Origin of the sequence: Streptomyces sp. NPDC006309, from assembly GCF_040613095.1 — a bacterium.
Lineage (GTDB): Bacteria > Actinomycetota > Actinomycetes > Streptomycetales > Streptomycetaceae > Streptomyces.
On record NZ_JBEXRO010000005.1, the window covers coordinates 94038 to 106482 of the forward strand.

General features: G+C 71.7%; 12 protein-coding genes and 1 pseudogene. 5 read left to right on the forward strand and 8 right to left on the reverse strand.

The window, feature by feature from the left end:
- Window positions 1-55 precede the first annotated feature (55 nt).
- From ABZ117_RS09515 to ABZ117_RS09525, 3 genes are all read right to left on the reverse strand, one after another.
- On the reverse strand, window positions 56-676 hold the full coding sequence (locus tag ABZ117_RS09515; protein ID WP_356818968.1) for a calcium-binding protein: 621 nt from the start codon (window positions 674-676) through the stop codon (window positions 56-58).
- Window positions 677-892, reverse strand: a complete 216-nt coding sequence (locus tag ABZ117_RS09520; RefSeq protein WP_356818970.1) for a hypothetical protein — start codon at window positions 890-892, stop codon at window positions 677-679. It abuts the gene before it with no gap.
- A gap of 96 nt (window positions 893-988) precedes the next feature.
- Window positions 989-1375, reverse strand: coding sequence for a cupin domain-containing protein (locus tag ABZ117_RS09525; protein WP_356818971.1), 387 nt, complete (start codon window positions 1373-1375; stop codon window positions 989-991).
- Window positions 1376-1426: 51 nt separating this feature from the next.
- On the opposite strand from ABZ117_RS09525, the pseudogene ABZ117_RS09530 reads away from it, so the two are divergent.
- Window positions 1427-2407 (forward strand): annotated as a pseudogene (locus ABZ117_RS09530) (helix-turn-helix domain-containing protein); the annotation flags it as partial.
- A 217-nt stretch (window positions 2408-2624) separates the two neighbouring features.
- Window positions 2625-3119 carry an LURP-one-related family protein gene (locus tag ABZ117_RS09535; protein ID WP_356818973.1) on the forward strand — a complete coding sequence of 165 codons (495 nt, stop codon included), beginning with the start codon at window positions 2625-2627 and terminating at the stop codon, window positions 3117-3119.
- 14 nt (window positions 3120-3133) lie between these two features.
- Here the strand turns inward: ABZ117_RS09535 and ABZ117_RS09540 are convergent, their stop codons facing one another.
- Complete coding sequence (locus ABZ117_RS09540) at window positions 3134-3958, reverse strand: carbon-nitrogen family hydrolase (RefSeq protein ID WP_356818974.1); 825 nt, start codon at window positions 3956-3958, stop codon at window positions 3134-3136.
- A gap of 183 nt (window positions 3959-4141) precedes the next feature.
- Here ABZ117_RS09540 and ABZ117_RS09545 point away from each other — a divergent pair, with 183 nt between their 5' ends.
- Window positions 4142-4966: a maleylpyruvate isomerase family mycothiol-dependent enzyme gene (locus tag ABZ117_RS09545; protein ID WP_356818976.1), complete on the forward strand. Its 825-nt coding sequence runs from the start codon at window positions 4142-4144 to the stop codon at window positions 4964-4966.
- A gap of 732 nt (window positions 4967-5698) precedes the next feature.
- Here the strand turns inward: ABZ117_RS09545 and ABZ117_RS09550 are convergent.
- Together ABZ117_RS09550 and ABZ117_RS09555 are read right to left on the reverse strand one after the other, a co-directional pair.
- Window positions 5699-7009: an MFS transporter gene (locus tag ABZ117_RS09550; RefSeq protein WP_356818977.1), complete on the reverse strand. Its 1311-nt coding sequence runs from the start codon at window positions 7007-7009 to the stop codon at window positions 5699-5701.
- Complete coding sequence (locus tag ABZ117_RS09555; RefSeq protein ID WP_356818979.1) at window positions 7006-7680, reverse strand: GntR family transcriptional regulator; 675 nt, start codon at window positions 7678-7680, stop codon at window positions 7006-7008. The genes ABZ117_RS09550 and ABZ117_RS09555 overlap by 4 nt, the downstream gene beginning before the upstream one ends.
- A 187-nt stretch (window positions 7681-7867) precedes the next feature.
- On the opposite strand from ABZ117_RS09555, the gene ABZ117_RS09560 reads away from it, so the two are divergent.
- Both ABZ117_RS09560 and ABZ117_RS09565 read left to right on the forward strand, forming a co-directional pair.
- Window positions 7868-8773: a D-alanyl-D-alanine carboxypeptidase gene (locus ABZ117_RS09560; protein ID WP_356818980.1), complete on the forward strand. Its 906-nt coding sequence runs from the start codon at window positions 7868-7870 to the stop codon at window positions 8771-8773.
- A gap of 161 nt (window positions 8774-8934) precedes the next feature.
- Window positions 8935-9960 carry a BRO family protein gene (locus tag ABZ117_RS09565; protein ID WP_356818982.1) on the forward strand — a complete coding sequence of 342 codons (1026 nt, stop codon included), beginning with the start codon at window positions 8935-8937 and terminating at the stop codon, window positions 9958-9960.
- A 75-nt stretch (window positions 9961-10035) separates the two neighbouring features.
- Here ABZ117_RS09565 and ABZ117_RS09570 read toward each other — a convergent pair whose 3' ends face one another.
- Complete coding sequence (locus ABZ117_RS09570; protein WP_356818983.1) at window positions 10036-11457, reverse strand: dihydrolipoamide acetyltransferase family protein; 1422 nt, start codon at window positions 11455-11457, stop codon at window positions 10036-10038.
- Between the two features lie 10 nt (window positions 11458-11467).
- A complete protein-coding gene (locus ABZ117_RS09575) occupies window positions 11468-12445 on the reverse strand; it encodes an alpha-ketoacid dehydrogenase subunit beta (RefSeq protein ID WP_356818985.1) in 978 nt (325 codons plus the stop codon).

The following is a 12445-nucleotide window of genomic DNA, read 5'->3' on the forward strand; positions in this document are numbered from 1 at the left end:
CATCCGGCGCCGACGACCGGTCCGGCCCTGTGGACAACTCCGGTCCGTCCGGTCGTCAGCCCTGGTGGACCACGTCGCGGCCGGGCCCCCCGGAGAGCGTGTCCCGGCCGGGGCCGCCGTACAGCCGGTCGTTCCCGCTGTTGCCGTGGAGCCTGTCCCTCCCGGCGCCGCCGTGCAGGGCGTCGGCGCCCCTGCCGCCGTACAGGGTCTCGGCGCCGGCCCCGCCGCAGAGGGTGTCGTCACCGTCGTCGCCGGACAGGTCCTGGCCGTCGGCACCGCCGCGCAGCACGTCGTCGCCCTTGCCGCCCTTGGCGATGACCAGGTCGCCGTCGGCGTGGACCGTGTCGTCGGCGGCGCCGCCGAAGGCCGGATCCGCCTCGCCGACCGTGAGGGTGTCGTCGCCGGCGCCGCCCGAGACGTCGTTGCCGTCGAGGCGCCCGCTGTCGGTGAGCCGGTCGTTGCCGGCGCCCAGGGAGATCCGGGCGAAGCGGTACACCTGGTCGGTCCTGTTCGCGTAGGCGACGGTGTCGTCGCGGTCGCCGAGGTCCATGGCGAGGGCGGCGTACGGGTCCTGGCTCTCCTCGGCGGTGACCGTGCAGGAGACCTTGGTGTGATCAGCGGCGTCCGGATGGACGCAGCCGTTGCCCGCGCCGACCGGGACGACGTCGTCGATCACCTAGGTGATGCCGTCGGTGGTGCGGGACGCGGTCACGGTCACCTTGTCGGCCTGGCCGGGCGCGGCGGTGTGGGCGAGCTGCCAGCCGTACCGGTCGACCTCCGCGGTGGCCCCGGGGACCGCCGCGCCGGCGGAGACCGGGACGGCGGAGACCGGGACGGCGGCGGCACTGCCGGCCAGGACGCACGGCACGGCGAGGGCGGCAGTGAAGTTCACCCGGGCATCACCCGCCGTCCCGGCGGATTCCGGTGCCGGTCAGTTGAGGCCCGGTCCGGTGGGGCCGCCCGGTGGCCTCGGCCGGGTGAGAACCCGTCAGGTGAGCGCGTGGCCCGTGGTCGCGTCCACGTGGCCGGGCACGTCCTCGTGCCGGTCGCCGACGGTGAGGGTGCCGCTGGGCTCGAAGAGCAGGATCTCGGTCGGCACGCGCGCGTACGGCTTGTGTTCGGTGCCGCGCGGGACGGTGAACACCGAGCCCCGGGGCAGGACCACCGTGCGCTCGCCGGCGGGCTCGCGCAGGCCGATGCGCAGTTCGCCGGTGAGGACCAGGAAGAACTCGTCGGTGTGGTCGTGGACGTGCCAGACGTGCTCGCCCTCCACCTTCGCCACGCGCACGTCGTAGTCGTTGACGGTCGTGACGATGCGGGGGCTCCACCGCGCGGTGAAGGAGGCGAGGGCCGTTTCCAGGGAGATCGGTTCCATGCGCTCATCGTGCGGGTGACGGGACCGTCCCACGAGTGCTAGGAATCGCACATGCCGCAACGATCCTCTCAGGCACCGCACCGGGTCGTCGTGATCGTCGACGAGGGCACGAACCCGTTCGAGGTCGGCGTCGCCACCGAGCTGTTCGGGCTGCCCCGGCCCGAGCTGGGCCGGCGGCAGCCCCTCTACGAGGTGACACTGTGCGCGCCCACGCGCGCGGTGCGGATGAACCACGGCTTCTTCACCATGAGCGGCCTGCCCGGACTCCGGGCGGTGGACGGGGCGGACACCCTGGTGGTCCCCGGCCGCCCGGACAACGTCGTACCGCGCGGACCCGACGTCCTGGCCGCGATCCGCCGCGCGCACGCGCGTGGCGCCCGTATCGTCGGCTTCTGCACCGGCACCTTCGCGCTCGCCGAGGCGGGCCTGCTGGACGGACGCCGCGCCACCACGCACTGGATGTGGGCGGACGCCTTCCGGGAGCTGCATCCGGCGGTGCTGCTGGAGCCGGACGTGCTCTTCGTGGACGGCGGTGACGTCCTCACCGCCGCGGGCAGCGCCGCCGCGCTCGACCTCGGCCTGCACATCTGGCGGCGCGATCACGGTGCGGAGACGGCCAACGCCGTCTCCCGCCGCCTCGTCTTCGCCGCGCACCGGGACGGCGGACAACGGCAGTTCGTGGAGCGGCCGGTGCCGGAGGTGCCCGACGCGTCGCTCGGCCCGCTGCTGGCCTGGGCCCAGGAACGGCTGGGCGAGCCGCTGACCGTCGCGGCTCTCGCCGCCCGCGCGGCCGTCTCCCCCGCCACTCTGCACCGCCGCTTCCGCGGCCAGCTGGGGACGACCCCGCTGGCCTGGCTCACCGGGGAGCGCGTGGCGCTGGCCTGCCGGCTGATCGAGCGGGGCGAACAGCGGCTGGACGTCGTGGCGGCACGCAGCGGCCTGGGTACGGCGGCCAACCTGCGGGCACGGCTGCGGCGGGAGACGGGGCTGAGCCCGTCGGCGTACCGGAGACGGTTCGGCGGGGGGCCGGCCGGAGGGGCGGCGGCGGGGGCGGCCGTCGGGAACCCGGAGCGCGCGGCCGTGCTCCTCCGTGCGGGCGGCCCCACGGTCGCGAGCGCCGTAACCGCAGCCGCAGCCGCAGCCGTCGGCCTCGTGGATGAGCCCCGGTCGACCATGACATCCGGGCCGGGAGGAGGCCGGCGGGCACGGCCCTGTGACGATCAGCCGGTGCCGGGGAAGCATGACCTGTATGAGATTCCTCGTACGCGACCGGATCCTCGGCATCGGTGACGACTGGTGGATCGAGGACGAGCACGGCCGGAAGGTGTTCCTCGTCGACGGCAAGGCGATGCGGCTGCGGGACACCTTCGAGCTGAAGGACGCCCAGGGGCGGATCCTGATCGACATCCACCAGAAGATGTTCGCCCTGCGCGACACGATGGTGATCGAACGGGACGGCGAGGCCCTGGCCAGGATCAGGCGCAAACGGCTGTCCCTGCTGCGCAACCACTACCGGGTCTCCCTGGTGGACGGCACCGAACTCGACGTCAGCGGAAAGATCCTGGACCGCGAGTTCGCCGTCGAGTACGACGGTGAACTGCTCGCGGTGATCTCGCGCCGCTGGCTGACCGTGCGCGACACCTACGGCGTCGACGTCGTACGGGAGGACGCCGACCCGGCGCTGCTGATCGCGGTGGCGGTGTGCGTCATCCACCTCTCGGAGAAGGAGGGGGAGGAGGACTGACCCCGGCGGCCGGGCTAATCCCGGTGCGTGGGCGCCTGAAGACCGAGGACGCGGTCCTTCAGCGCAGGGAACTGCTCGCGGGTGGCGGACACCTTCGCCGGGTCGAGGTCGACGGTGAGGACCTCCTCGCCCGAGCCGGCCTCGGCGAGCACCTCGCCCCACGGATCGACCACGATCGAGTGACCCGCCTGCGGAACTCCGCTGTGGGTCCCGGCCGTTCCACAGGCGAGCACGAACGCCTGGTTCTCCACCGCCCGCGCCTGAGCCAGCAGCGTCCAGTGCGCGCGTCGCCGCTCGGGCCAGCCCGCCGGGATCACCAGCATCTCGGCGCCGGCGTCGACGAGTCCACGGAAGAGTTCGGGGAAACGGAGGTCGTAGCAGGTGGCCACGCCGAGCGTGGTCCCGGGCAGCCGGACCGTCACCAGCTCCCGGCCCGCGCCCATCAGTACGGCCTCGCCCTTGTCGAAGCCGAATCGGTGGATCTTGCGGTAGGCCGCGGCCAGTTCACCGGAGGGGGAGAAGACGAGAGACGTGTTGTAGAGGGGACCGTCCTGCGTGGCGGAGCCGCCGCCGGACGCCGTCCGCTCGGGAATGGAGCCGGCGTGCAGCCACACGCCCGCGTCACGCGCCGCTCCGGCCATCGCCTGACAGGTCGGCCCTTCGAGCGGCTCGGCCTCGCGGCCGAAGTCCTCGTAGGCGAAGGCGCCGGTGGTCCACAGCTCGGGCAGTACGACGAGGTCCGCACCGGCCTGCTCCCGCACCAGCGCGGCCACCCGCCGCCGCCGCGAGCCGACCGATTCGTCCTCGTCCACGGCGATCTGGATCAGCGAGGCGCGCACACTACCACCGTCCTGGCAATTCGAGTCGTCCACACGGGCCTACGATCGTCACACGAAAGCACTGCCGGGGTGCCTCTCCGCAGCGTAACTTAGCGTCAAGACACCCGCCGAAGTGCAGCCACCGCCCGCTGGCAACGCCGCCACAACCTGCCCGTGTACCGACCGCCGAGGGGTCCCGTTTCCGTGAGTCTGCATCCCACCCTCCAGCCCTACGCCGACGCCTGGACGCACTCCATCGAAGCGATATCCGAGATGGCGCAGTCGCTCGTCGAGGGCGAGTGGAACCGGCGGACCCCCTGCCCCGGCTGGTCGGTCCGGGACATCGTGTCGCACGTCATCGGGCTCGACTGCGAGATGCTCGGTGACCCGCGCCCCATCCACGCCCTGCCGCGCGACCTCTTCCACGTCGCCACCGAGCACCAGCGGTACATGGAGATGCAGGTCGACGTCCGCCGTCACCACACGGCGCCTGAGATGACGGCCGAGCTGGAGTACACCGTCATCCGCCGCAACCGCCAGCTGCGCAACGAGTCCCGCGATCCCGCGACCATGGTGCGCGGCCCGCTGGGCAGCGAGATCACCCTGGAACAGGCCTATCGCGTCCGCGCGTTCGACGTGTGGGTGCACGAACAGGACCTGCGTACGGCCCTCGGCCGCCCCGGCAACCTGGACTCGCCGGGCGCGTACGTCACCCGGGACGTCCTGCTGGCCGCGCTGCCCAAGGTCGTCGCGAAGGACGCGGACGCCCCGCGCAGCTCGGCGATCGTGTTCGACGTGCACGGCCCGGTCGAGTTCCTGCGCACCGTCCGCGTCGACATCCAGGGCCGCGGCACCGTGGAAACCGCCCCGGCCCTCGGCCCCGCGGCCACGCTCACCCTCGACTGGGAGACCTACGTCCGCCTGGCCTGCGGCCGGGTGACCCCCCAGGCGGTGGCGGACCGGGTGAAGACCGAGGGCGACCAGGACCTGGCGGCAGCCATCCTCCACAACTTCACGGTGACGCCGTAGCGGCCCGGACATCGGGCGCGCCCCGACCCCGGCCGCCCCGCGCCCGGGGCGCCCCGGGGGGAGATATCTCGGGGGCAGGGTCCCGGGGGCAGGGTCCCGGGGGGAGTCATACCGGGGGACTCGTACCGGGGGGCAGGTGTCCCGGGGAGAGTCACACGGGGGGGCAGCAGGTGTGCCGGGGGCAGGTGTCCCGATCCCGGATGCCCCGAGCCCGGGCGCCCCGGGGGCAGGGGTCCCGGGCAGCAGGTGTGCCGGGGGCAGGGGTCCCGGGGCGAGATATCCCGGGGCCGGGGTCCCGGGGGGCAGGTGTCCCGGGGGGAGTCACACCGGGGGACAGGTGTCGCGCGGAAGATATTTCGGGGGGAGGCTCCCCGGGGGCCCGGGGCGGTCCCTGGGGGCTCCCGGTGGGAAGTCATGCCGGGAGCAGCCCCCGGCGACATATCCCGGGGGCTGCTGTCCGGGGCCGGGCGCCTCGGGGCCGGGAGCCTCGGGACCGGACGCCTCGGGACCGGGCGCCTCGGCGGCAGGCGTCCCCGTGCGGACCCCGATCACCGGGGGAAAGCCGCCGGCGGACGCCCGCCCCCACAGGCTGTCCAGCCTCTCGGCCTACCCGAAACGGGGGGTGCGCGGGTGGGAGAACCCCCAACTAGGCCCCCCGGCGCGCAGACGCCGACGGACACCCGCCCCCCACACACACCGGAAACGGGGCGCGAAGGTGGGCGAGCCACCGCCTCACGCCGCAGGCACGTGCACCGTCTCCACCCGGCTCGCCACCAACCGTTCCCGCTCCCGCCGAACCGCCCGCCCCCGCAACCGCAGGATCTGACTGACCCCGAGCGCCTGGAGCACGAACACCGCGGAGAAGGCCACGGTGTAGTCGTCCCCGGTGGCGTCCAGCAGCACGCCGATCGCGAAGAGCGTCGTCATGGAGGCGATGAACCCTCCCATGTTGGTGATGCCGGACGCGGTGCCCTGCCGCTCGGGCGGGTTGGCCGGCCGGGCGAAGTCGAAGCCGAGCATGGACGCCGGCCCGCACGCCCCGAGCACCGCGCACAGCACCACGAGCAGCCACATCGGCGCGTGCTCCCCGGGGTAGGCGAGCGTCCCCGCCCACAGCAGCGCCGTCGCGCTCACCGTGCCGAGCGCCAGCGGCAGCCGTGCCGCGTGGTGCCGGGCGACGACCTGGCCGTAGACCAGACCGATCACCATGTTGGACAGGACGACGAGGGTGAGCAGCTCGCCGGCCGTGGCCCGGCTGAGCCCCTGGGCCTGCACCAGGAACGGCAGTCCCCACAGCAGCAGGAACACCATCGCCGGGAACTGGGTGGTGAAGTGCACCCACAGTCCGAGCCGCGTCCCCGGCTCCCGCCAGGCCGCGGCGATCTGCCGGCGGACGTAGACCGAACCCCGGTGCGTCGACGGCTCCGGTTCGTGTCCCTCGGGGTGGTCCTTCAGGAAGAGCAGGGTCAGGACGAGGACGACCACGCCCGCGAGCGCGCTGCCCGCGAACGCCCGGGTCCAGCCGATGCCGTGCAGCAGCCGGGCGAGGACGAGGGTGGAGACCAGGTTGCCCGCCATACCGACCAGGCCCGCGAGCTGTGCGACCAGTGGGCCGCGCCGGGCGGGGAACCAGCGGGTGCCGAGCCGCAGCACGCTGATGAAGGTCATGGCGTCGCCGCAGCCCAGCAGAGCCCGGGAGGCGAGCGCGGTGCCGTACGAGGGGGAGAAGGCGAAGCCCAGCTGCCCGGCGGTGAACAGCACCGCCCCGATGCTCAGCACCTTCCTGGTGCCGAGCCGGTCGACCAGGAGGCCGACGGGTATCTGCATGCCGGCGTAGACCAGCAGCTGGAGGATGGAGAACGTCGACAGGGCGGAGGCGCTCACGTGGAAGCGGGCGGCCGCGTCGAGCCCGGCCACGCCCAGCGACGTACGGAAGATGACGGCGACGAAGTAGACGGCCACGCCTACGGACCACACGGCGACGGCGCCCCGGCCGCCGGGCGGATCACCCGGAAGGGTGGCGTTGCACGCGGGACCGCTCACCGGACCTCACCTCGCGCGAGGTGCGAGAACCAGCTCACGTGCCGGTGCACGACCCCGACGGCCGCCTCGGCGTCCCCGGCGCGCAGCGCTTCGAGGATCTCCTCGTGCTCGGCGAGCGTCTTGGCGATCCGGTCGGGGTGCGAGTGCATGACGGCGACGCCCATCCGCAGCTGACGGTCGCGCAGCTGGTCGTAGAGCCGGGAGAGGATCTCGTTGCCGCCGCTGCGCACGATCTCGGCGTGGAAGCAGCGGTCGGTGACGGCGGCGGCGGCCAGATCACCGGCGGCGGCCTGCGCCTTCTGCCGCGTCAGCAGCTCCGTCAGCCGTGCCAGCAGGCTCGGAGGGGCGGGTACGGCCTTTCGGGCCGCGTGCTCCTCGACCAGCAGCCGGGTCTCCACCACATCGGCGATCTCCTGCGCGGAGACGGGCAGGACGAGGGCGCCCTTCTTGGGGTAGAGGCGGATCAGGCCCTCGGCCTCCAGCCGCAGCAGCCCCTCCCGGACGGGGGTGCGCGAGACCCCGACGGCCTCGGCGAGCTCCCCTTCGGTGAGCAGGGTGCCGCCCTCGTAGTGGCGGTCGAGCACACCCCGCTTGACATGGGCGTACACGCGGTCGGCAGCGGGTGGCGGCTTCAAGGACTGGGGCGCGGACTGCTCGACGGCCGTTTTCATGCCGACAGCATAGATACAACACGTACGCAAGCAGGAGTGCCGTCCATCATGCGGACGTGACGAAAGCGCCTCGCAGCGACCGCACAACCTTCTGTGCTACTTACGTGTCACACACGTGCGGCCCGCTCCGTTGCCATCTCAACTAGGCCGCACACAACGGGCATTCAAGACATTCGAGGTATTCACTTTGATTACCGGCATTCAGGGCACCCGCCTCCGCAGAGCCGCCGTCGTCGCCGTCAGCTCCGGCGCGCTGCTCGCCACCGGTGCCCTCACCGCAGCGCCCGCACAGGCCGTCGCGACGCCCTCCATCGTGGCGAAGGGCGGTTACGTGATGAACAACGTCACCGGCTCGACGCTGTACAACAAGGCGGCCGACACCCAGCGGTCCACCGGCTCCACCACCAAGATCATGACCGCCAAGGTCGTGCTCGCGCAGTCGAACCTCAACCTCGACTCCAAGGTCACGGTCCAGAAGGCGTACAGCGACTACATCGTCGACAACAACTACGCCTCGAACGCGGGGCTGATCGTCGGCGACAAGGTCACCGTCCGCCAGCTGTTGTACGGTCTCATGCTGCCGTCCGGCTGTGATGCCGCGTACGCGCTTGCCGACAAGTTCGGCTCGGGCTCGACGCGGGCAGCTCGCGTGAAGTCGTTCATCGGCAAGATGAACACCACCGCCAAGAACCTCGGGCTGAAGAACACGCACTTCGACTCCTTCGACGGCATCGGGCATGGCGCCAACTACTCCACTCCGCGAGATCTGACGATGCTCGCCAGCCGTGCAATGGAGAGCTCCACCTTCCGCACGATCGTCAAGACGAAGTCCTACACGGCGAAGACGATCACGAAGACCGGCAGCACCCGCACCATGAAGACGTGGAAGAACACCAACGGGCTGCTCAGCAGCTACAGCGGCACCATCGGTGTGAAGACCGGCTCCGGCCCGGAGGCCAAGTACTGCCTGGTCTTCGCCGCCACCCGGAACGGCAGGACGGTCATCGGCACCGTCCTCGCCTCCACGTCCATCGCCCAGCGCGAGACGGACGCGAAGAAGCTCCTCACCTACAGCTTCGCCAAGCTCGGCTGACGCCGGCGGAACAGAGAAGGGCCCGTCGCATCCCTGCGACGGGCCCTTCGCCCTGTCCGGCCAGCGATATCGCCGCTTTTCACTCGACATCGTGAACATCCCGCTTTCCGCTGGCATATTCCATTTCATCCGCTCTACGTTCCGCAGCGGAGGTGGTTCACATGAACGAACCCAAGAAGCAGTCCGAGTCCGGCTCGACGGCACGGCGCGAGGCGATCGACGTCAGCGACTTCGTGTACGCCGCGACCGGCGCCCGCGTCCGCAGGCTGACCATGCCGGACGGAAGTCACTGGTTCCCGGCGGTCGACGTCTGCAAGGAGCTCGGGCACACCAACTCTCGGCAGGCGCTCTCCGACCATGTCCCCGAGAGCCATCGAGAGATTCTCGAGACCGTAACTGGAGCTTACGGTCTCAGCATTCCCGCAGGCAGGGAGTGGCGCCGAGACCTGAACCTCATCTCTCTGCAAGGGCTCGTCCTCCTTGTCAGCGCCTGCACCAAGCCCGCCTGCGCCCCCTTCAAGCAGTGGGTCGCCGAGGTCATCGAGACCGTGCAGCGGGATGGTGCCTACACTCTCGAAGAGGCCGAGGTGCAGCCGGCCGGACCGGGGGCGCCCGTCGCGTACGCCATGCCCGAGCAGGTCGCGGAGGCCATCGTCCGGCTCGAGGCGCACAACCTCCAGCTGGACGAGGAACTCGCGGACGGGCAGCGGGAATCGAACGCGCTACAGAAGGAGATGCTGGACGTCCAGCGGGAGACGCTGGCCGTCCAACGGGAGACGCTGGCCGTCCAACGGGAGACGCTGGCGACGCAGAAGGCCACACTGGCCGTGCATCAGGCCATGGTCCGGGCGATGGAACGCATCGCGGACCGGCTCGACGCCCTCGTCCTCGCGCGTCCGGCCCCCGGGGGCCGCCTCACGGCGCCGACCACCACGCAGTCCGTACTCGCCGACTGGCGTCAGCGGCTGTCCGTGACGGAGGACGTGTGGACGGTCGCCGTGGTGATCGCCCCGATCCTGGCCGAGACGGGTGAGCTGCGAGAGCCGCTGGAATCCATCGCGGCCCGCACGGGGCTGACGGTGCGCCAGGTCAACGCGTGTCTGCGTCTCCTGCGCACGCACGCCTGCATCCGCTCGCAGGGCGGTGCCGAGGACGGCGCACCGGTGTACGTGCTCAACCAGGGCTGAAAAAAAGCGGGGGGCGGTCGCAAACCGAAGTTGCGGCCGCCCCCCGCAGGCGTGAAGGTTACCCGGTGAAGGCCCTCACGCCCAAGTGATCAGCCGCTTCGGCTGCTCCAGCACGGCCGCGATGTCCGCCAGCACCTTGGAGCCCAGCTCCCCGTCCACCAGGCGGTGGTCGAAGCTCAGGGCCAGCGTGGTGACCTGGCGGGGCTTGACCTTGCCCTTGTGGACCCACGGCTGGAGCTTGATCGCGCCGACCGCGAGGATCGCCGACTCACCCGGGTTGAGGATCGGCGTGCCGGTGTCGACGCCGAACACGCCGACGTTGGTGATGGTCACCGTGCCGCCCTGCATGGCGGCGGGCGAGGTCTTGCCCTCGCGGGCCGTCGTCACCAGTTCGCCCAGCGCCTGCGCCAGCTGCGGGAGCGTCTTGTCGTGGGCGTCCTTGATGTTCGGGACGATCAGCCCACGAGGGGTGGCCGCCGCGATGCCCAGGTTGACGTAGTGCTTGCGCACGATCTCCTGGCCGGCCTCGTCCCAGGACGCGTTGACGTCGGGATTGCGCTTGATCGCGACCAGCAGGGCCTTGGCGATCAGCAGCAGCGGATTCACCCGCAGGCCCTGCATCTCCTTGTCGTGCTTCAGCTCCTCCACCAGCTTCATCGTGCGCGTCACGTCCACCGTCACGAACTCGGTGACGTGCGGCGCCGTGAACGCCGAGCCGACCATCGCCTGCGCGGTCGCCTTGCGGACGCCCTTGACCGGGACGCGGGTCTCGCGCGCGGTGTCGTACGACGCCACGGGCGCCGGGGGCGCCGCGGGAGCCGTCGCGGCCGATGCCGCCGGTGCCGCCGGTGCCGCCGGTGCCGCCGGTTCGGCGGTGCGCGGGGTGACCGCCGCGTGGACGTCCTCGCGCGTGATGACGCCGTCCGGGCCGGAGGGGGTGATGGTGGCGAGGTCGACGCCCAGGTCCTTGGCGAGCTTGCGGACCGGGGGCTTGGCCAGCGGACGGGTCCGGTCAGCGACCGCGCCGTGGCCGTTCAGCTCCGCCTGCGCCACCTGCGCCGCCGGGGCCGCCGCCGGAACGGTGACCTCGGGGCCCTTGCGCGGGCGGCGCTTGGTGGAGGAGGTGGCCACGCCGTAGCCGACCAGGACCGGCTGGCGGCCCTCCGGCTTCGGCTCGTCCTTCGGCTGCTCGGGCACCGCCCGGGCCGGTGCGGCCGGGGCCTCGGGCGCGGCCGCGCCCGCCACGGCCACCGCGATGATGGACGTGCCCACGTCCACCGTGGTGCCCTCGGGGAAGTGCAGTGCCCGGACCACGCCGTCGTAGGGGATGGGGAGTTCCACCGCCGCCTTGGCGGTCTCGACCTCGCAGACCACCTGGCCGTCGGTGACCGTGTCACCCGGCTGGACGTACCACTTGAGGATCTCGGCCTCGGTGAGTCCCTCGCCCACGTCGGGCATCTTGAACTCGCGTACGGACGCTTCCGTCATCGTCGTCACGACCCTCTCCTCAGTACGCCAGCGAGCGGTCGACGGCGTCGAGCACGCGGTCCAGGTCGGGCAGGTACTCCTCCTCCAGGCGGGCCGGCGGGTACGGGGCGTGGTAGCCGCCGACCCGCAGGACGGGTGCCTCCAGGTGGTAGAAGCAGCGCTCGGTGATCCTCGCGGCGATCTCCGCGCCGGAGCCGAAGAACACCGGTGCCTCGTGGACGACCACGAGACGGCGGGTCTTCTCCACCGAGGCCTGGACGGCGTCGAAGTCGAGGGGGCTGATCGAGCGCAGGTCCAGGACCTCCAGGGACTTGCCCTCCTCGGCCGCCGCGTCCGCAGCCTCCTGGCACAGCTTCACCATCGGGCCGTAGGCGGCCAGGGTGAGATCCGTGCCCTCGCGGACCACGCGGGCCTTGTGCAGGGGGGCCGGGATCGCCTCGGGGTCGACCTCGCCCTTGTCCCAGTAGCGCCGCTTGGGCTCGAAGTAGATCACCGGGTCGTCGCTCTGGATGGCCTGCTGCATCATCCAGTACGCGTCGGAGGAGTTGGACGGGCTGACCACCTTCAGGCCCGCCACGTGCGCGAACAGGGCCTCCGGGGACTCGGAGTGGTGCTCGACCGCGCCGATGCCGCCGCCGTAGGGGATGCGGATGACGACCGGCAGCTTGACCTTGCCCAGCGAGCGGGCGTGCATCTTGGCGAGCTGGGTGACGATCTGGTCGTAGGCCGGGAAGACGAAGCCGTCGAACTGGATCTCCACCACCGGGCGGTAGCCGCGCAGGGCGAGGCCGATCGCGGTGCCGACGATGCCGGACTCGGCGAGCGGGGTGTCGATGACCCGGCTCTCGCCGAAGTCCTTCTGGAGGCCGTCCGTCACACGGAAGACACCGCCGAGCTTGCCGACGTCCTCACCCATGACGAGGACCTTGGGGTCGGCGTCCAGGGCGCGGCGCAGCGACTCGTTGATGGCCTTGGCCATCGCCATCTTCTCGGCCAT

What these genes read in the sequence shown, in the direction of transcription:
- ABZ117_RS09525 (WP_356818971.1), bottom strand. Translation starts at nt 1,375, where the DNA reads ATGGAACCGATCTCCCTGGAAACGGCCCTCGCCTCCTTCACCGCGCGG.
- ABZ117_RS09535 (WP_356818973.1), top strand. Translation starts at nt 2,625, where the DNA reads ATGAGATTCCTCGTACGCGACCGGATCCTCGGCATCGGTGACGACTGG.
- ABZ117_RS09555 (WP_356818979.1), bottom strand. Translation starts at nt 7,680, where the DNA reads ATGAAAACGGCCGTCGAGCAGTCCGCGCCCCAGTCCTTGAAGCCGCCA.
- ABZ117_RS09565 (WP_356818982.1), top strand. Translation starts at nt 8,935, where the DNA reads ATGAACGAACCCAAGAAGCAGTCCGAGTCCGGCTCGACGGCACGGCGC.
- ABZ117_RS09575 (WP_356818985.1), bottom strand. Translation starts at nt 12,445, where the DNA reads ATGGCCGAGAAGATGGCGATGGCCAAGGCCATCAACGAGTCGCTGCGC.